The organism is Paracoccus sp. UBA889 (assembly GCA_002294185.1).
In the GTDB taxonomy this organism is placed as follows: domain Bacteria; phylum Pseudomonadota; class Alphaproteobacteria; order Rhodobacterales; family Rhodobacteraceae; genus Paracoccus.
In genome coordinates, this window is record DBFD01000076.1 from 33,513 (window position 1) to 51,452 (window position 17,940).

Here is a 17,940-nt window from a genome sequence, read left to right on the forward strand (position 1 = left end):
GCCCTTTTGTCACGTCCGTCCCCGAGGCTTCTGCGGGCGGTGCCGGAAAATGCGGACGAAACGCTCAGGCGACGCGGCTGACGACGAAATCCGCCAGATCCGACAGCATGTCCCGGACCGGATGATCGGGCAGCTCTGCCAGTGCCGATTTCGCGCGCTCGGCCCAGTCCATCGCATCCGCCCGCGCGGCCCGCATCGAACCGTGCCGGTCCAGCAGGCGCAGGGCCTGCTCCAGATCCCCATCGTGCTGGTCGCCAGCCTCGATCACCCGCGCCCAGAAGGCCCGCTCGGCGGGATCGGCGCTGGCGACGGCCTTGATCACCGGCAGGGTCAGCTTGCGTTCGCGAAAGTCGTCACCGACATTCTTGCCGATCGTCTCGGTCGCGCCGCCGTAATCCAGGAGGTCGTCAACGATCTGGAAGGCGATCCCCAGGGCGTCGCCATAGTCGAACAGCGCCCGCACCTGGGCCTCGGGCGCGCCGGCGATCACGCCGCCGACTTCGGTCGCCGCCGAAAACAGCGCCGCCGTCTTGCCCCGCACCACCTGCAGATAGACGCTTTCATCGGTTCCCAGATCCTGCGCGGCAGTCAGTTGCAGCACCTCGCCCTCGGCGATGGTGGCGCTGGCATTGGCAAGGATTTCCAGCGTGCGCAGGTTGCCGGGCTCGACCATCAGCTGGAAGCTGCGGGCAAAGAGATAATCACCCACGAGGACCGAGGACTTGTTGTCCCACAACAGGTTCGCGGTGGGCCGGCCGCGCCGCTGCCGGCTTTCATCGACCACGTCGTCATGCAGCAGGGTGGCGGTGTGAATGAACTCGACCGTCGCGGCCAGATGAACATGGTAGGGCCCGTCATATCCCGCCAGTTTCGCCGCCGCCAGTGTCAGCATCGGGCGCAGCCGCTTGCCGCCCGCCTCGATCAGATGCGCGGTCACTTCCGGGATGCGCGGCGCATGGCGGCTGGCCATGCGCTGCCGGATCAGGGCGTTCACCGCCTCCATCTCGGACGCCAGCGCCTCGGCCAGACGGTCCAGCGGTTTCTGGACGTTTTCGTTCACACCCATGGCCATATCCCGTTTCTGGCCCAACGCATTGCCATGCCATCGACAATTGCGCAACCGCCGCCTATCGTCTGACCCATGAAAGAGCTTTTTCGCAGCACCGATCCTGTCCGAATCTCGCACGCCGTGGCGCTGCTGGAGGCCGAGGACATTCCGACCTTCGAACTGGACCAGCACATGAGCGTTCTGGAAGGCTCGATCGGGGTGCTGCCACGCCGCCTGATGGTCGCGGACCGAGACGAATTCATGGCCCGCGCGATCATGCGCAACGCCGGTCTGGATGAGTGATACGCGCGAAGACGGCTTTCTGGACGGGCGTTTGCGGCTTGCACAGCCTGTCCGGGGCTATCGATCGGGCGCCGATGCGGTGATGCTGGCGGCGGCCTGCCCGGCCGAGGCGGGGCAATCGGTGCTGGAGCTGGGCTGCGGGGCGGGAATCGCCAGCCTGTGCCTGGGCTGGCGGGTGCCGAACCTGGCGCTGACCGGGCTGGAACGGCAAGGGGTTTACGCCGAACTGGCGCGGCAAAACGCCGCGCGGAACGGCATCGCGATGCGGGTCGTGGTGGGCGATCTGATGCGGATGCCGTCGGGACTGCGTACCGAAAGCTTCGATCACGTCATCGCGAATCCCCCCTATTTCCTGGGTGGCACAGCCGCCGCGGAACCCGGTCGGGCCGAAGCGCGCCACGAGGATGCGCCGCTGCGGGCATGGATCGACGCTGGCCTGCGTCGATTGCGGCCGGGCGGGCGGATCACGCTGATCCAGCGATCCGACCGGTTGGCGGGGCTGGTTGCCGCGCTGGATCAGCGCGCGGGCGGGCTGACGATCCTGCCCATCGCCGCCCGGCGGGGTCGCGAGGCCGGGCGCGTCCTTGTCGTCGCCCGCAAGGGCGCGCGCGCGCCGCTGCGCTTGCTTGCGCCCTTCGTGATGCATCAGTCAGACCGCCACTCGGCCGATCGCGAAGACCTGACCCCGGCCGCGCAGGCGGTTCTTCGCGAAGGCGCGCCGATTGCGGAACTATTTGCGAAAGTCCCGTGACAGAATCGAAAAGCTGTGCTGCAATCGTCCCTGTTCGACACAACCTTTAGAGGAGGACGCAATGTCGGTTACTTCCCATGTCGAGGAACTTCGCAGAAAGCACCAGAACCTTTCGGATGCCGTTGAGAGGGCACAGAAAAGTCCTGGGTCCAGCGATCTCGAAATTACCGCGATGAAGCGCGAGAAGCTTCGCATCAAGGAAGAAATTACCCGGCTGTCCCACTAACCTGTTGAACGGTTTCATGTTTCTGAAAGCGGCCCGCACCATCGGTGCGGGCCGTGTCATGTTGTCGCCTGGTTGGGACGTCAGACGAAGAATTGCCCGCCATTGGCGCTGATGGTCGAGCCGGTGATGAAGCCCGCGTCATCCGAGGCCAGAAACACCACGCAGCGCGCGATTTCCTCGGGCTCGCCCAGGCGGCCCACGGGGATCTGCGGAATGATGCGTTCGTTCAGCACCTTTTCATCGATGGCGCGGACCATTTCGGTCCCGATATAGCCGGGGCAGATCGCGTTGACGGTGATGCCCGCCCGCGCGCCCTCCTGTGCCAGCGCCTTGGTAAAGCCCAGATCCCCGGCCTTGGATGCGGAGTAGTTCGCCTGGCCTGCCTGACCCTTCTGGCCGTTGATCGAGCTGATATTGATGACCCTGCCGAATTTGCGATCGCGCATTCCGCCCCAGGCGGGGTGGGTCATGTTGAACAGGCCGGTCAGGTTGGTGTCGATCACTTCGCGCCATTGCTGCGGCGTCATCTTGTGGAACATCGCGTCGCGCGTGATGCCCGCATTGTTGACCAGCACCGCGATCGGACCCATCTCGTCCTCGATCTGCTTCAGGCCGGCGACACAGGCATCGTAATCGGCGACCGACCACTTGTAGGTCTTGATCCCGGTTTCATCGGTAAAGGCCTTCGCGGCCTCGTCATTGCCGGCGTAAATGGCCGCTACCTGATAGCCTGCCTCTTTCAGCGCCTTCGAGATGGCCGCGCCGATACCTCGCGATCCCCCTGTGACTACGGCGACTTTCGACATGAATACCCCTCCTGAATTATCGTGTCGTTGAAATCTTGCTATCCAAACAGATGCCGGCGCGCAACATCATTGCGCGCCGGTGTCGCGATCAGCGCTCCAGGCACATGGCGACGCCCATGCCGCCGCCGATGCACAGGGTTGCCAGGCCTTTCTTCGCGTCGCGGCGCTTCATCTCGAACAGCAGCGTGTTCAGGATGCGGCAGCCCGAGGCGCCGATCGGGTGGCCGATGGCGATGGCGCCGCCGTTCACGTTCACGATCGAAGGATCCCACCCCATATCCTTGTTCACCGCGCAGGCCTGGGCTGCAAAAGCCTCGTTCGCCTCGACCAGATCCAGATCGCGGACCGACCAGCCGGCCTTTTCCAGCGCCTTGCGGCTGGAGGGAATCGGCCCGGTTCCCATGATCGCCGGATCCAGGCCCGCGGTGGCATAGGACGCGATGCGCGCCAGCGGCGTCAGCCCGCGGCGGTTTGCCTCGTCCTCGGTCATCACCATCACCGCGGCGGCGCCGTCGTTCAGCCCCGAGGCGTTCGCGGCCGTGACCGATCCATCCTTGGTGAATGCGGGACGCAGCTTCTGCATCGCTTCCAGCGTCGCACCGGGGCGGATATATTCGTCCTTGTCCACGATCGTGTCGCCTTTCCGGGTCTTGACGGTATAGGCCACGATCTCGTCGTCGAAGCGCCCCTCGTTCTGGGCCGCCTCGGCCTTGTTCTGGCTTGCGACGGCGAATTCGTCCTGGGTGTCGCGGCCGATCTGCCACTTTTCGGCCACGTTCTCGGCGGTCTGGCCCATGTGGTAGTTGTTGAAGGCGTCCCACAGGCCGTCGCGGATCATCGTATCGACCATCTTCACGTCGCCCATCTTCTGCCCGGCCCGCAGATAGGCCGCGTGCGTTGCCAGCGACATGCTTTCCTGGCCGCCCGCCAGAACGATCGTCGCATCGCCCAGCATGACCTGCTGGGCGGCCAGAGCCACCGCCCGCAGACCCGATCCGCACACCTGATTGATCAGCCAGGCGGCCGATTCCTGCGGCAGGCCGGCATTGATATGCGCCTGACGGGCGGGGTTCTGACCCTGACCGCCGGTCAGCACCTGACCAAGAATGGTTTCGCTGACCTCGGCGGGGTCGATCCCGGCGCGGGAAACGACCTCTTTCAGGACGGCCGAGCCCAGATCGTGGGCCGGAATGTTGGCAAACGATCCCAGAAAGCTGCCGACCGGCGTGCGGGCGGCGGAAACGATAACGGCTTTGGTCATGGCGGGCTCCTTCCCATCAGCGCCGGAATTGCGGCGAATCGAGGCTAGGATGCGGGTTCGTACCGTCAGGTCAAGCAGATCGGGTCCCGGCGCGCGCCTGCTGGCAGCCCGGAGGGGGGCGGCGCGACGCGAAATGACGCCTGGCGGGCCCCAGTTTTCCGCGATCCCATGGGCGCCTTGCAGACCCGGGCGACCTCCGCCCCGCCCAGAAGATCGGCACCGCCGCGCAGGCCGAATCCCGGATTGACCGGCCTTCGCTTTGCGCGATGGGATCTCCGATCCGAAATCTCCTCCATGATGTCTCCGCCTTCTGGCCGCAATTGCGCCGTTCGAGCCCTTGGCCTGACACGGGCCCGATCAGGGCGACCGACGGCGCCGACGGTTACTCTGTCTGCGCGGCGTCACAGGGTCTAGGCGGCGCCACCGGTCGCGCAATGCGCGGCCCGGCGGAAGCGACCGCGCCGGGCTGTGCCCGGGGCGCGCGCGTTTTCCGGCGGTGTCCCGGCCGGATCGCGATCCATGCGATCCGTGTTCGGATTGCCGGATACCCGCACGACGGCCTCAGCGGCGCGCCACCGAAGGCGGAGTCTTCCAGGGTGGCGCAATCGTCGGGGCGCCGAAATAATAGCCCTGCAGGCAGTCGATGCCGCTGTCGATGAGAAAGCTTGCATCCTCGGCCGTTTCCACCGATTCCGCGACGGTGAACATGTCGAAATGATGCGCGATGGACATCAGCGCGCGAGTCAGCACCTGATTGTCCGGATGCTCGGCGATCTCGCGGATGAATTGCCCGTCGATCTTGATCATGTCGAAACAGAAATCGCGCAGATAGCGGAACGAGGTATAGCCCGCGCCGAAATCATCCAGCGCCAAGCTGATCCCGTGCCGCTGCACCTCCCGCATGAAATTCCGGACCTGATCGGGCATCCCCATGGCCGAGCTTTCGGTGATCTCCAGAATCAGCCGCTCGCCCATATGCGGATCGGCCGAAATTCCGTCGCGCAGCGTCCGAATCCAGTCGGGATAGCCGATCGAGCGTGCCGACATGTTGACCGAGAGGCGCAGGCAGGGATCCTCGGCCAGGGCCTGAAGGCCCAGCGACAGGGACAGACAATCGATCTGGCGGCCCAGTTCGGTCGTTTCGGCCACCGGCATGAAGTCGCGCAGCGGCACGATCCGGCCGCTGTCGTCGATGATGCGGATCAACCCTTCGTAGAAGGCCGGCCGACCCGGCTGGGCGGCCTGCACGATCGGCTGATAGGCAAGGACCCCATTGCCCTTTTCCACCGCCAGGCGCACGGCGGGCAGCGTGATGCGGCTTTGCTGATCCATCGCATAGTCCAGCGGCGATCCTCTGGGTGGGGTGCCTTCCTTCACGTCAAGCCTCGTCTTCGGTCGTTTGTTGCACTTTGCCCATGATGTCTTAACCTGAGATGAATTCGCAGCGATTTCTGGAGTCAGGGTTAACGCTATGGTTGTGGGGCGCTGTGCCTGGTGCGGAACCGATCCGCTCTACGTCGCCTATCACGATACCGAATGGGGCGTACCCGAACGCGATGCGCGGGCCTTGTGGGAAAAGCTGGTCCTGGACGGTTTTCAGGCCGGGCTGAGCTGGATCACCATCCTGCGCAAGCGTGACAATTTTCGCGAGGAATTCGAGGGTTTCGACCCCGAACGTGTGGCCGGCTGGGACGAGGCGCGGATCGCGAGGGCACTGCAGAATCCGGGAATCATCCGTCATCGCGGCAAGATCGCGGCGACCGTAAAGGGCGCCCGCCTGTTTCTGCAGATCGAAGCGGCCGAGGGATTCGCGCCCTTCCTGTGGTCCTTTACCGGCGGCGGCCCGATCCTCAACCGTTTCGAGACCTCTGCCGAGGTGCCGACCGCCACGCCCGAATCGATTGCGATGTCAAAGGCGCTGAAGAAACGCGGCTTCAATTTCTGCGGTCCGGTCATCACCTATGCCTTCATGGAGGCGACGGGGATGGTGAACGATCACGTCACCACCTGTCACCGCCACGCGGCGATCACTCGGATGTCAGTTCGCGAATGACCTGTTTCGCGGCATCGCCCGACCAGTCGGCATCGCCCATCAGACGCGCGACTTCGCGGCCCTCGCGGTCCACCAGAACGCTGACCGGCAGGCCGACGACGCCCATTTCGCGGGCGAGCCGCTGTTTGGGATCCAGCAGGACGGGCAGGTTCCGGACCCCGGTCTGATCGAAGAAGGCGTCGATCTTGGAAACCGTGTCGCGTCCCGTGGCGATGGTCAGGACCTCGAAATCCTCGCCGCCCATCTCGGCCTGCAGCGCGTCCAGAGAGGGCATTTCCTTGCGGCAGGGCGGGCACCAGGTCGCCCAGAAATTCACCAGCAACACCTTGCCCCTGTAATCGGACAGGCGGTATTCGCGGCCGTCGCGGTCGGTGAAGGGGGTTTCGCCCACCGCGGGCGCATTCTCGGTCGGCAGCAGCCTTTCCAGCCCCGCCTCTCGCGCCGCCTGCCAGTCCACCTTGCCCGCGAAGGCGGGATTTGCACCGATGAACAGGGCCGTATAAAGCAGGGCGAGACGCAGCATGTGACCTCCGAAGGACTTTCCCTATGACCGACCGGCCCCAGGACAAGGACGCCGCCAACAGCATGTGGGGCGGTCGTTTCGCCGCCGGGCCGGACGCGATCATGGAGGCGATAAATGCCTCGATCGACTTCGACCGGCGGCTCTACGCCCAGGACATCCGGGGCAGCCGGGCCCATGCCGCCATGTTGGCCGCGCAGGGCATTATCAGCGATAGCGATGCGAAGGCGATCGGGGAAGGGCTGATCACGGTCTTGTCAGAGATCGAGACCGGTGATTTTCCGTTCAGCGCGGCGCTGGAAGACATCCACATGAATGTCGAGGCGCGGCTGAAGGACATTATCGGCGAACCCGCAGGCCGCCTGCATACGGGCCGGTCGCGCAACGATCAGGTCGCGACCGATTTCCGGCTGTGGGTGCGCGACCAATGCGACGCCGCGATCGCCGGACTGCAGGCGCTGATCCGCGCGGCCTTGTCGCAGGCCGAAAGCGGCGCGGACTGGGTCATGCCGGGCTTTACCCATCTTCAGACCGCCCAGCCGGTGACATGGGGTCATCACATGATGGCCTATGTCGAGATGTTCGGCCGCGATCTGTCGCGGTTTCGGGATGCTCGCCGGCGGATGAACGAATCGCCCCTGGGGGCGGCGGCGCTCGCCGGCACCGGTTATCCGATCGACCGAGAGGCGACGGCGAAGGCACTGGATTTCGCCCGGCCGATGGCCAACAGCCTGGACGCCGTCAGCGACCGCGACTTCGCGCTGGAGTTCCTGTCGTCGGCCTCGATCTGTGCGGTCCATCTGTCGCGCCTGTCCGAGGAGCTGGTGATCTGGTCCTCGGCCCAGTTCCGCTTCGTGTCGATGTCGGACAAGTGGTCCACCGGATCCAGCATCATGCCGCAAAAGCGCAATCCCGACGCCGCCGAGCTGATCCGCGCCAAGATCGGGCGGATCCTGGGGGCGACGGTGGCGCTGTTCACGGTGATGAAGGGTCTGCCGCTGGCCTATTCCAAGGACATGCAGGAGGACAAGGAACAGGTCTTCGATGCCGCCGATCACCTGATGCTGGCTCTGGCCGCGATGACGGGGATGCTGTCTGACCTGACCGCCAACCGCGACCGGCTGGAGGCCGCCGCCTCGGCCGGGTTCTCGACCGCGACCGATCTGGCCGACTGGCTGGTGCGCGAGGCCGGCCTGGCCTTCCGCGAGGCGCATCACGTCACCGGATCGCTGGTCGCGCTGGCCGAGAAGAAGGGCTGCGACCTGCCGGATCTGACCCTGTCCGACATGCAGGCGGTCAATCCGGCGATCAGCGCCGGCGTCTTCACCGTTCTGGGCGTGCACAATTCGGTCGCCTCGCGGCAAAGCTATGGCGGCACCGCGCCCGATCAGGTGCGCGCCCAGATCGCCCGCTGGAAGGAGATTCTTGCATGACACGATTGCTGCTGATTGCCACCCTTTTCCTGTCCGCCTGCGGTGTGGACGGGCCGCCCCAGCGTCCGGCGAAGAAACCCTTCGAGCAGAACGCCCGCGTCACCATTTCGGGAGATGCCCGGATGGGCGTCTCGACGGAGTTCTAGGTGGACCATTTCAACTATCGCGACGGCACGCTGTGCGCCGAGGACGTGCCGCTGACGCGGATCGCGGCCGAGGTCGGCACCCCGGTCTATGTCTATTCCGCGGCCACTCTGGCCCGCCATTTCGGCCTGTTCCGGCAGGCGCTGGACTGGACCGATCACCTGGTCTGCTTCGCGGTCAAGGCCAACAGCAATCTGGCCGTCCTGAAGCTGCTGGGCGATCTGGGCGCGGGCATGGATGTCGTGTCGGGCGGGGAATACACGCGGGCCCGCGTGGCGGGCGTGCCGGGCGAGCGGATCGTGTTTTCCGGCGTCGGCAAGACCCTGGCCGAGATGCGTCAGGCGATCGAAGGCGGTATCCGGCAGGTCAACATCGAGAGCGAGCCCGAGATGCGGGCGCTGTCGGACCTGGCCGTCACGATGGGCGCCGAGGTGCCGGTGGCGATCCGGGTGAATCCGGACGTGGACGCGAAGACACATGAGAAGATCGCGACCGGCAAATCGGAAAACAAGTTCGGCATCCCGATCGCCAAGGCGCGCCAGGTCTATGCCGAGGCGGCGGCCCTGCCGGGGTTGCGGGTGGTGGGCGTCGACGTGCATATTGGCAGCCAGCTGACCGATCTCGATCCCTATCGCGCGGCCTATGCGAAGGTCGCCGATCTGACCCGCGCGCTGCGCGCCGATGGCCATGCCATCACCCGGCTGGACCTGGGCGGGGGTCTGGGCATTCCCTATCGTCGCGACAACAATGCCCCGCCCCTGCCGCTGGAATACGGTCAGGTGATCCGCGAGACGGTCGGCGATCTGGGCTGCGAGATCGAGATCGAGCCCGGCCGCAACATCGTCGGCAATGCCGGTGTGCTGCTGTCGCAGGTGATCTGGCTGAAAGAGGGCGAGGGTCGCGATTTCCTGATCGTGGACGCGGCGATGAACGATCTGCTGCGACCGGCCATGTATGGCGCCCATCACGATATCGTTCCGGTGGCCCAGCCGGGGGTGGCAGCCGAGGTCCGGCGCGTCGATGTGGTGGGTCCGGTCTGCGAATCGGCCGATACGTTCCAGAAGGGCGTCGATCTGCCGACACTGGGCGCGGGCGATCTGATCGTCTTCCGCTCGGCCGGCGCCTATGGGGCGGTGATGGCCTCGGAATACAACTCGCGTCCGCTGGTGCCCGAGGTGCTGGTCAGCGGCGATCACTTCGCCGTCATCCGCGCCAGACCGACATTTGAGGAAATGTTGTCCCGCGATACCATCCCGGAATGGCTTTGACGCGACACCCGGTTCCGACGTCACCGCCGGGGGCTGTCCGCCCCCGGACCCCCGAGGGTATTTTCGCAACGAAGAAGGGCAAGATTGGCCGGGCCCTGCGTCTGACCCGGTGGGGGATGGTCTGGGAGCGCGGTGCGCGGGCCTTCTGGCCGCTGCTGGCGCTGCTGGCCGTTCTGTTCGCCGTCCTTGCCCTGGGCGGCGTGGAATCCTTGCCGACGATCGCCCTGCCGTGGTTGGGCGGGGCGGCGATGGCCGCGCTGATCGTTGCGGCGATCGTCGGGGGGCTGCGCTATCGCCGGGTGCGCGAGTCCGAGGCGCTGGAACGTCTGGACCGCACCCTGCCGGGCCGACCGCTGGCCGCGCTTGGCGATCATGCCGTTCTGGGCGGCGAGGGGGCCTTGTGGCGGGCGCATTTGGTGCAGATGCAGGCGCGGGCCGAGGCGGCGCGGGCCGTGCGCCCCGACGCCGATCTGGCCCGTCGCGATCCTTTCGCGCTGCGCCTGGCGGCGATGGTGGCGCTGGCCATGGCGCTGATCTTTGGCGGCGCCGGCCAGATGGGACAGGGGATCAGCGCCATCGCGGCGACGATGGGGCGGCCGCTGGCCAATGCGCCGGGCGACCCGGCAGGACCGTCCTGGGAAGGCTGGGCCGAGCCGCCGCGCTATACCCGCCGTCCAACGATCTATCTGAACGCGCTTCGCGAGGGAGAGGTGCTGGAACTGCCCAAAGGCAGCGCCGTCACCTTCCGCCTCTATGGCGAGGGCGCCGCGGTGACGCAGGATATCGGGCCTGCCGTTTCGGATGATGGACAGGCGCCGGGTTTCCGGGCCGAACGATCGGGCGCGATCACGGTCGCCGGACGTCGCTTTGACGTGACCGTCCTGCCCGACCGCGCGCCGGTGATCCGGGCCGGGGCGGCGCCCACGCGACGCGCGGATGGCCGCCTGATCCAGGAATTCCAGGCCAGGGACGACAACGGCGTCGTCTCGGGTCAGGCGCGGATCGCACTGGACCTGGCCTCGGTCGATCGCCGCTTCGGTCTTGCCGTCGATCCCGAGCCGCGCGATCCGATCGAATTGCAGCTTCCGCTGCCGCGGTCGGGCGACCGGCGTGAGATCCGGGGGCAACTGGTCGAGGACCTGGCCCGGCACCCCTGGGCGAACCTGCCGGTCACGCTGACGCTGGAGGCGGTGGACGGGATCGAGCAGGCCGGCCTGTCCCAGCCGTTGCAAACCCTGCTGCCGGGCAAGCGGTTCTTCAACCCGCTGGCCGCCGCCCTGATCGAGATTCGGCGCGACCTTCTGTGGTCGCGTGAAAATGCGGGCCGCAGCGCCGAGATCCTGCGGGCGGTCACCTGGCAGCCGCAGGGCTTTGTCGATCAGACCCTGTATCAGGAATTGCAGCGCGCCATCGGCATGCTCGAATCAGGCGATCTGTCGGCGCAGGACCGCGACAAGCTGGCCGAGGCGTTGTGGAAGGCGGCGATGCTGCTGGAAGATGGCGGGCTGTCGGATGCGCTCGAACGGATGAAGCAGGCGCAGGAAAAGCTGTCCGAGGCGATTCGCAACGGTGCCAGCAAGGACGAGATTCAGCGGCTGATGGACGAATTGAAGGACGCGACCGACGCCTATACCCAGATGCTGGCCGAACAGGGCCAGCAGGACCAGTCGGACCGCTTTGCCCAGAACCAGCAGGGCCAGCAGATCACCGGCGATCAGATCCAGCAGATGATGGACGAAATCCAGCGCCTGATGAACGAGGGCCGGATGGCCGAGGCGCAGCAGCTTCTGGAACAGTTCAACCGGATGATGGAGAACCTTCAGGTCACCCAGGGGCAGGGCGGCAGCGGCAGCGGCCAGCAGGGTCAGGGCAACCGGTCGATGAATCGTCTCGCCGATACCCTGCGGCAACAGCAGCGCCTGTCGGACGAGGCGTTCCGCGACATGCAGGAACAATTCGGTCAGGGCCAGAGCGGCCAGCCGTCGCAGAATTCGCAGGATTTCGCCGACCGTCAGAGGGGCCTGCGGGAGGAATTGGGCCAGCAGCGCGGGATGCTGCCGGGGCAGGGACTGGAGCAGGGGGACGAAGCCCGGCGGCAACTGGACGAGGCCGGGCGCGCGATGGATGACGCCGAACAGGCGCTGCGTGATGGCGATACCGGCGGCGCCTTGCAGCGTCAGGCCGATGCGATCCAGTCGCTGCGCGAGGGGATGCGGGCGCTTGGCGACATGCTGAACCAGGACAGCGGGCAACAGGCCGGCGAGGGTCAGCAGCAGGGCGGGCAGCAGGCCGGCGCGCAGGATGGTCAGGGACAACAGCCGGGAGGCGGGATGCGCAGCGAAGGCCGGCCGATGCTGGACCCGCTTGGGCGACAGCGGTCGGGCAACGGCAACGTCGTCACCTCGGGCGACCCTCTGGCCGAGGGGCTGGATCCGGCGAAACGCGCCCGTGACCTTCTGGATGAAATCCGGCGCCGCAGCGGCGACCGTCAGCGGCCGCAGGACGAACGCGACTATCTGGGCCGCCTGCTGGACCGGTTCTGAGCCCGCGCGTGGTTTGGGCCAAGCGGATCAGGCGAACAGCGCGCTTGCCCGATCCTGCAGCCACAGCCGCGCCTGATCCAGGCCCTCGCGGAGATCCATCAGAAAGGCGCCGAAGGGACCGGCATCCGCCATCGGCGGTGCCAACAGGTAAAGCGCGACGACCGAGGCCGCGATCATCGCCGAAAGCCCGAACCCCATGCCATAGCCCGAACGACGCGGCTGTGTCGGGTTCGCCTGCACGGCCGGTTGTGGCCGTCCATCGGCCGTCGCGGCGCTGCTTTTCGTGACTTCCGGGGCAGCGGTGGCGGGGGCCGTCGCGATTGTCGGTATGTCCTGCGCGGATCGCGCCGCCGGGATTTGTGCGGCCGGGTCGGCTGTGGCGTTGCGTTGAACGGCCGTCACCGTCGTCGCGGGCCAATCCGGATCGCCGCGTTCGGCGGCGCCAGGTCCGGCGCCTGCCGGTTCCTGCGCGGCTGCCGGCCAGCTTTCTAAGCCGTCCTCGTGAAAGCGGGCGCGGCGTTCGTGTTCCACCTCCTCGCGCAGGATAGACAGCACGTTGTCGGGCACGCGGCGGCGCGGTGGCTGGACGCGGGCTTGCGGAACCGGTGCCTCGGATTCGGCCACGCTGAAACGGCTCAGATCCATCGGCTCGGCGGTCCGCGCCGGACGTTCGCCATGCCAGACCCTGCCGCAATCGCTGCATTCGACCTCGCGGCCTTCGGGGGGAATCGCCTTTTCGGGGATGCGGTATTCCGCATCGCAGCCCGGACAGATCAACCTTATTTCCGCCATGCCGACCCTCGCATTCGCCTTGTCGCTGTTCTATCAAACGCGGGTCCGGCTTCCAAGCGGCCGGAGCAGGATCCCGGTAACGAATGGGGGTGGCGCTTGATCGAGATGCAGGATGTCGGCTTCGGCTATCGCGGAGGGCCTGCGCTGTTGTCGAACATGACGCTGAGCCTGCAGCCGGGCATGTTCCATTTCCTGACCGGCCCGTCCGGCGCGGGGAAGACGACCTTGCTGCGGATGCTCTATGCCGATCTTTTGCCGACTTCGGGACGGATCACGGCCTTTGGCGCCGATATCGGCAGCCTCGGGCGCGACGACATCGCCCATCTGCGCCGGCGCGTCGGCGTGGTGCATCAGGATGCACAATTTCTTGATCACCTGCCGGTGGCCGAAAACGTTGCCCTGCCGCTGAGCGTCGCCGGCCAGAATGTCGAGATCGAGGCCCTGCGCGATCTTCTGGGCTGGGTGCAGCTTGCCCAGCAGGCGCGGTCGCTGCCGCCGTCGCTGTCGGGGGGCGAACGGCAGCGGGCGGCGTTGGCGCGCGCGGTGATCCTGTCGCCCGACCTGATCCTGGCCGATGAGCCGACCGGCAATCTGGACTGGGACATGTCGATGCGGTTGATGCAATTGCTGATCGAGCTGAACAAATCCGGCAAGACGGTGCTGGTCGCCACGCATGATCTGAATCTGATCCGGGCGATCAAGGCCCAGGTCGCGGCGCGGGTGCTGCGGATCGCGGGCGGGACGTTGCAACTGGCGGGGAGCGATCTGTGAAACGCAAGGATTTTCGCAAGCCGAAGCTGGGCGCGCTGTGGCAGCAGCTTCTGCGCGGCGATGGCGGCAAGGGTGACCGGATCGTGCCGCCGACCGGCTTCACCGCGCAGTTGACGCTGTTCTCGGCCGCGGCGATGGCGTTTCTGGCGGTCTTCGCGCTGGCCCTGGCCCTGGCCACCGGGCGGCTTGCGGATCGCTGGTCCTCGGAACTGGCGGGCTCGGTCACGGTGCGGGTCAGCGCGCCGCTGGGTGAACAGCAGGCGCTGACGGAATCGGTGATGGGCATCCTGCGCACGACGCCGGGCGCCGGCGCGCCGGAACTGCTGGACGACGCCCAGGTCGCCGATCTTCTGACGCCCTGGTTCGGCCCCGACGTGCCGGTGGATGCGCTGCCGGTGCCTTCGCTGATCGAATTGCCGATCGCCAGCGGCGATTTCGACGCCGAGGGCCTGCGCCTGCGCCTGGAGGCCGAGGCGCCGGGCGCGATCCTGGACGATCACACGCAGTGGCGGCGGCCGCTGGTCTCGGCGGCCAACCGGCTGCGGGCCCTGGGGGTCGTGTCGCTGGCGCTGATTGCGGCGACCTCGGCGGCAATGATCGCGCTGGCCGCGAAGGCGGCGCTGGCCGCGAATCGGCAGGTGATCCGCGTCTTGCGCCTGATCGGCGCGCGCGACATCACCATCGCGACGGCCTTTGTGCGCCGCTTCACCCATCGCGCGGCCATCGGATCGGCGGCGGGCACGGTGATCGGGCTGATAGCGATCGCGGCCCTGCCCGAGATGGATGCGGCGGGCGGATTCCTGACCGGTCTGGGTTTTCGCGGCTGGAGCTGGCTGATGCCGCTGCTGATCCCGGTCGTCGCCGCCGCGGTGGGCTTTTTCGCGACCCGCTGGGCGGCGCTGAAGATGCTGGGCGCGGTCCGATGAGCGCGCGGCGTGACGATGCCACGCCCGGCCCTCTGGGCCCGTGGCAATATGTGCAGAACGCCCTGTTCTATCTGCATATCGCGCTGGCGACGGTCACCTACGGCCTGTTCGGCCTGCCGCTGGTGGCGTTTGGCGGCGCCAGGGGGGCAAACCGTGTCGCGACGGCCTGGATCGGCCATCTGCTGTGGGCCGCGCGTCTGCATCTGGGCGTGTCCTGCGAGGTGCGCGGCACGGCGCCCACCGGCGATTGCATCGTCGCGGCCAAGCATCAGTGTTTTCTCGACATTCTGGTGCTGGCCCATGCCCTGCCGCGCCGTGCCTTCATCATGAAGCGCGAGGTGATGCGGGTTCCCGTCATGGGCTGGTATGCGTGGAAGGTGGGTTGCATCCCGATCGACCGCAGCAAGGGACGCGATGCCCTGCGCGCGATCTCGGCCACCATCAACCAGCGGCTTGCGGGTGACGGACTGGGCCAGCTGATCATCTATCCCGAAGGCACGCGGACGCGCCCGGGCGAGCGGCGCAACTACAAGCATGGCGTCGCCACGATCCGGGCCGCGACGGATCTGCCGGTGGTCCCGGTCGCGGTGAATACCGGCCTGTTCTGGCCGCGAAAGGGCTGGGGTATCCGGCCGGGCCGCCCGGTGGTCGAATTCCTGCCGGTGATCGATACCGGGGTCCCGCCCGAAGGTTTCCTGCCCCGGCTGGAGGCCGAGATCGAAACCCATTCCGATCGTCTGATGGAACAGGCAGGCTTCACGCTGCCATCGGGCCGCGAGGCCGATCCCCTGCACGAGCCGCGCCCCCCCTTCGCGGACTGACGCGGCGGGGCGGCGCCAAGATATGGGGGACGACATGACGGCGGGTCTTGAGGCAAGGCGCAGCATCTTTCACGGCCTTTCGGCCTTTCCGATCACGCCCGCCGATACTGCGGGCCGGATCGAGGCCGCGGCATTGGGTGCCATCCTGGAGCGGCTGGCCTCGGCCGGGGTCGATTCGATCGGACTTCTGGGCAGCACCGGCAGCTACATGTATCTGGATCGGGATCAGCGACGCCGCGCGCTGCGGGTCGCGGTCGACCGGCTGGGCGGCAGCACGCCCCTGATCGTCGGCGTCGGCGCGATGCGTACCGACGAGGCACGGGCTCTGGCGCTGGACGCGGCTGACTGCGGGGCGGACGGCCTGCTGCTGGCACCGGTTTCCTACACACCGCTGACCGAGGACGAGGTGTTCGCGCATTTCCAGGCTGTGGCAGAGGCCAGCGATCTGCCGCTTTGCATCTACAACAATCCCGGCACGACGCATTTCACCTTTGGCCCGACCCTGCTGGCCCGGCTGGCCGGCCTGCCACGGGTCCGGGCGGTCAAGATGCCGCTGCCGCCCGGCGGCGATCATCGGGCCGAGATCGCGCGATTGCGGGCCGCCGCGCCGGAAGGTTTTTCCGTCGGCTACAGCGGCGATTGGGGATGCAGCGCCGCGCTGCTGTCGGGGGCCGATGCCTGGTTCAGCGTGGTGGCGGGAATTCTGCCCCGTCCGGCTCTGGATCTGGCTCGCGCGGCGCAAGCGGGCCGCCGCGACGAGGTGGCGCGGATCGAGGCCGGTTTCGCGCCGCTCTGGTCGCTGTTCCAGCGCCATGGCAGCCTGCGCGTGGTTCATGCCATCGCCAATCATCTCGGGCTCACCGATGCCCAGCCGCCGCGCCCGATCCTGCCGCTGGACGACCGGGCACGGGCAGACACGATCCGCGCCATCCGGCCCCTGATCGAGATCCGAGCGCGGCCCGGTCCGGGCAATCGTTGCCCCTAGGTGATCGGCAGCCCACGCGGGCGCGGGCCCCCGGTGGCCCAGTCCAGCAATTGCACGGTATGGACGACCGGAACGCCGGCCTCGCCGCCGATCTGCATCATGCAGCCGATATTGCCCGCGCTGATGACCTGCGGCGACAGCGCCTTCAGCGTCGCGACCTTGCGTTCCTTCAACTGCGCCGAGATGGCGGGCTGCATCAGGTTGTAGGTTCCGGCCGAACCGCAGCAGATATGCGAATCCTTCGGCTCCAGCACGGTAAAGCCGGCCGCCGCCAGCAGATCCTTGGGCGCGCTGCGAATCTGTTGGCCGTGTTGCAGCGAACAGGCCGCGTGATAGGCCACGCGCAGCGGCGCGGCGCGGGTGGCGTCACGCAGGCCAAGTTCGGTCATCACCTCGGTGATGTCCCTGGCCAGGCCGGCCACGCGGGCCGCATCCCCGGCCAGCGCGTCGTTGCGGAACATGTGACCGTAATCCTTCACCGTGGTTCCGCAGCCCGAGGTGTTGATGACCACGGCGTCCAGACCCTCGCCCTCGATCTCGGCTGTCAGCGCGGCGATATTGGCCGCGGCCGCGGCATGGCTTTCGCCGGTCCTGCCCATGTGATGGGTCAGCGCCCCGCAACAGCCGATGCCGCGCGGGATCACCACCTCGCAGCCATGCCGGCGCAGCAGCCGGATCGTGGCGTCGTTGATATCCGTGTTCAGCGCCCGCTGCGCGCAGCCGGTCAGCAGGGCGACGCGCCGGCGGCGCGGGCCATCCGCCGGGAAGACCTGCGGCTCGTCGTTGCGGCTGGGCGGGGGAATCTCGGACGGCGCCATGTCCAGCATCGCGCGCAGGCGCGCATCGGGAACCAGCCGCCGGAACGGGCGCGCGATCCTGGCGCCCAGCAGGGCCAGCCGGAAGCGCCCCGGATAGGGCAGGATCCGCGACAGGATCCAGCGCAGCGCCCGATCGGACCAGGGACGGCGATAGGTCTGTTCGATATAGGCGCGCGCATGATCGACCAGATGCATGTAATGCACGCCCGAGGGACAGGTGGTCATGCAGGACAGGCAGGACAGGCAGCGGTCGATGTGCAGAACGGTTCTGGCATCGGGCACCTTGCCGTTTTCCAGCATGTCCTTGATCAGGTAGATGCGGCCGCGCGGGCTGTCCAGTTCGTCGCCCAGCACCTTGTAGGTCGGGCATGTCGCGGTGCAGAAGCCGCAATGGACGCAGGATCGCAGGATCTGGTTGCTGCGCGCGGTGTCCGGGTCGGCAAGCTGGTCGGGGGTGAAGTTGGTCTGCAT

The 17,940-nt window shown here is 67.1% G+C and carries 19 protein-coding genes; 12 read left to right on the forward strand and 7 right to left on the reverse strand.

Features of this window, described 5'->3' with window-relative positions; genetic code table 11:
• Positions 1–64 precede the first annotated feature (64 nt).
• Positions 65–1,066 (reverse strand): polyprenyl synthetase family protein, encoded by a 1,002-nt coding sequence (locus B4L36_RS15500; RefSeq protein ID WP_292959014.1) that lies wholly within the window; start codon positions 1,064–1,066, stop codon positions 65–67.
• Positions 1,067–1,141: 75 nt separating this feature from the next.
• On the opposite strand from B4L36_RS15500, the gene B4L36_RS15505 reads away from it, so the two are divergent.
• The 3 genes from B4L36_RS15505 (at position 1,142) to B4L36_RS15515 (ending at position 2,328) form a co-directional block, all read left to right on the forward strand.
• Entirely contained in the window at positions 1,142–1,351 is a 210-nt protein-coding gene (locus tag B4L36_RS15505; RefSeq protein ID WP_292959016.1) for a DUF2007 domain-containing protein, read from the forward strand.
• Positions 1,344–2,102: a tRNA1(Val) (adenine(37)-N6)-methyltransferase gene (locus tag B4L36_RS15510; protein WP_292959018.1), complete on the forward strand. Its 759-nt coding sequence runs from the start codon at positions 1,344–1,346 to the stop codon at positions 2,100–2,102. Before B4L36_RS15505 ends, B4L36_RS15510 begins: the two co-directional genes overlap by 8 nt.
• Before the next feature lie 61 nt (positions 2,103–2,163).
• Positions 2,164–2,328 carry a YdcH family protein gene (locus tag B4L36_RS15515; protein WP_292959020.1) on the forward strand — a complete coding sequence of 55 codons (165 nt, stop codon included), beginning with the start codon at positions 2,164–2,166 and terminating at the stop codon, positions 2,326–2,328.
• Between the two features lie 80 nt (positions 2,329–2,408).
• Here B4L36_RS15515 and phbB read toward each other — a convergent pair whose 3' ends face one another.
• The 3 genes from phbB to B4L36_RS15530 all read right to left on the reverse strand — a co-directional run bounded on the left by phbB (position 2,409) and on the right by B4L36_RS15530 (position 5,727).
• The gene (phbB, locus tag B4L36_RS15520; RefSeq protein WP_292959022.1) at positions 2,409–3,134 is read right to left on the reverse strand and encodes an acetoacetyl-CoA reductase; all 726 of its coding nucleotides are present in this window, start codon (positions 3,132–3,134) and stop codon (positions 2,409–2,411) included.
• 88 nt (positions 3,135–3,222) lie between these two features.
• The gene (locus B4L36_RS15525; protein ID WP_292959024.1) at positions 3,223–4,395 is read right to left on the reverse strand and encodes an acetyl-CoA C-acetyltransferase; all 1,173 of its coding nucleotides are present in this window, start codon (positions 4,393–4,395) and stop codon (positions 3,223–3,225) included.
• 561 nt (positions 4,396–4,956) lie between these two features.
• Positions 4,957–5,727 carry an EAL domain-containing protein gene (locus B4L36_RS15530; protein WP_292959098.1) on the reverse strand — a complete coding sequence of 257 codons (771 nt, stop codon included), beginning with the start codon at positions 5,725–5,727 and terminating at the stop codon, positions 4,957–4,959.
• A 139-nt stretch (positions 5,728–5,866) separates the two neighbouring features.
• Between B4L36_RS15530 and B4L36_RS15535 the strand changes: the two genes are divergently transcribed.
• Positions 5,867–6,448 carry a DNA-3-methyladenine glycosylase I gene (locus B4L36_RS15535; protein WP_292959026.1) on the forward strand — a complete coding sequence of 194 codons (582 nt, stop codon included), beginning with the start codon at positions 5,867–5,869 and terminating at the stop codon, positions 6,446–6,448.
• Here B4L36_RS15535 and B4L36_RS15540 read toward each other — a convergent pair.
• Positions 6,423–6,971 carry a TlpA disulfide reductase family protein gene (locus tag B4L36_RS15540; RefSeq protein WP_292959028.1) on the reverse strand — a complete coding sequence of 183 codons (549 nt, stop codon included), beginning with the start codon at positions 6,969–6,971 and terminating at the stop codon, positions 6,423–6,425. The two genes, B4L36_RS15535 and B4L36_RS15540, sit on opposite strands and share 26 nt — an antisense overlap.
• A 23-nt stretch (positions 6,972–6,994) precedes the next feature.
• Here B4L36_RS15540 and argH point away from each other — a divergent pair, with 23 nt between their 5' ends.
• From argH to B4L36_RS15560, 4 genes are all read left to right on the forward strand, one after another.
• A complete protein-coding gene (gene argH, locus B4L36_RS15545; RefSeq protein WP_292959030.1) occupies positions 6,995–8,401 on the forward strand; it encodes an argininosuccinate lyase in 1,407 nt (468 codons plus the stop codon).
• Positions 8,398–8,547 carry a lipoprotein gene (locus tag B4L36_RS15550; RefSeq protein WP_292959032.1) on the forward strand — a complete coding sequence of 50 codons (150 nt, stop codon included), beginning with the start codon at positions 8,398–8,400 and terminating at the stop codon, positions 8,545–8,547. Before argH ends, B4L36_RS15550 begins: the two co-directional genes overlap by 4 nt.
• Positions 8,548–9,813 carry a diaminopimelate decarboxylase gene (lysA, locus tag B4L36_RS15555; protein ID WP_292959034.1) on the forward strand — a complete coding sequence of 422 codons (1,266 nt, stop codon included), beginning with the start codon at positions 8,548–8,550 and terminating at the stop codon, positions 9,811–9,813.
• Positions 9,814–9,908: 95 nt separating this feature from the next.
• Positions 9,909–12,356: a DUF4175 domain-containing protein gene (locus tag B4L36_RS15560; RefSeq protein ID WP_349675831.1), complete on the forward strand. Its 2,448-nt coding sequence runs from the start codon at positions 9,909–9,911 to the stop codon at positions 12,354–12,356.
• Positions 12,357–12,383: 27 nt separating this feature from the next.
• Here B4L36_RS15560 and B4L36_RS15565 read toward each other — a convergent pair whose 3' ends face one another.
• Positions 12,384–13,148 (reverse strand): zinc-ribbon domain-containing protein, encoded by a 765-nt coding sequence (locus B4L36_RS15565; RefSeq protein WP_292959038.1) that lies wholly within the window; start codon positions 13,146–13,148, stop codon positions 12,384–12,386.
• A gap of 96 nt (positions 13,149–13,244) precedes the next feature.
• Between B4L36_RS15565 and B4L36_RS15570 the strand changes: the two genes are divergently transcribed.
• From B4L36_RS15570 to B4L36_RS15585, 4 genes are read left to right on the forward strand one after another with little or no spacing between them, the layout of a single operon-like run.
• Positions 13,245–13,919, forward strand: coding sequence for a cell division ATP-binding protein FtsE (locus B4L36_RS15570; protein ID WP_292959040.1), 675 nt, complete (start codon positions 13,245–13,247; stop codon positions 13,917–13,919).
• Complete coding sequence (locus tag B4L36_RS15575; RefSeq protein WP_414692193.1) at positions 13,916–14,845, forward strand: cell division protein FtsX; 930 nt, start codon at positions 13,916–13,918, stop codon at positions 14,843–14,845. The genes B4L36_RS15570 and B4L36_RS15575 overlap by 4 nt, the downstream gene beginning before the upstream one ends.
• On the forward strand, positions 14,842–15,666 hold the full coding sequence (locus tag B4L36_RS15580) for a lysophospholipid acyltransferase family protein (RefSeq protein WP_292959042.1): 825 nt from the start codon (positions 14,842–14,844) through the stop codon (positions 15,664–15,666). The genes B4L36_RS15575 and B4L36_RS15580 overlap by 4 nt, the downstream gene beginning before the upstream one ends.
• A gap of 34 nt (positions 15,667–15,700) precedes the next feature.
• On the forward strand, positions 15,701–16,651 hold the full coding sequence (locus B4L36_RS15585; protein WP_292959044.1) for a dihydrodipicolinate synthase family protein: 951 nt from the start codon (positions 15,701–15,703) through the stop codon (positions 16,649–16,651).
• On the opposite strand, the gene glcF is transcribed toward B4L36_RS15585, so the two are convergent.
• Positions 16,648–17,940 carry a glycolate oxidase subunit GlcF gene (glcF, locus tag B4L36_RS15590; RefSeq protein ID WP_292959046.1) on the reverse strand — a complete coding sequence of 431 codons (1,293 nt, stop codon included), beginning with the start codon at positions 17,938–17,940 and terminating at the stop codon, positions 16,648–16,650. The two genes, B4L36_RS15585 and glcF, sit on opposite strands and share 4 nt — an antisense overlap.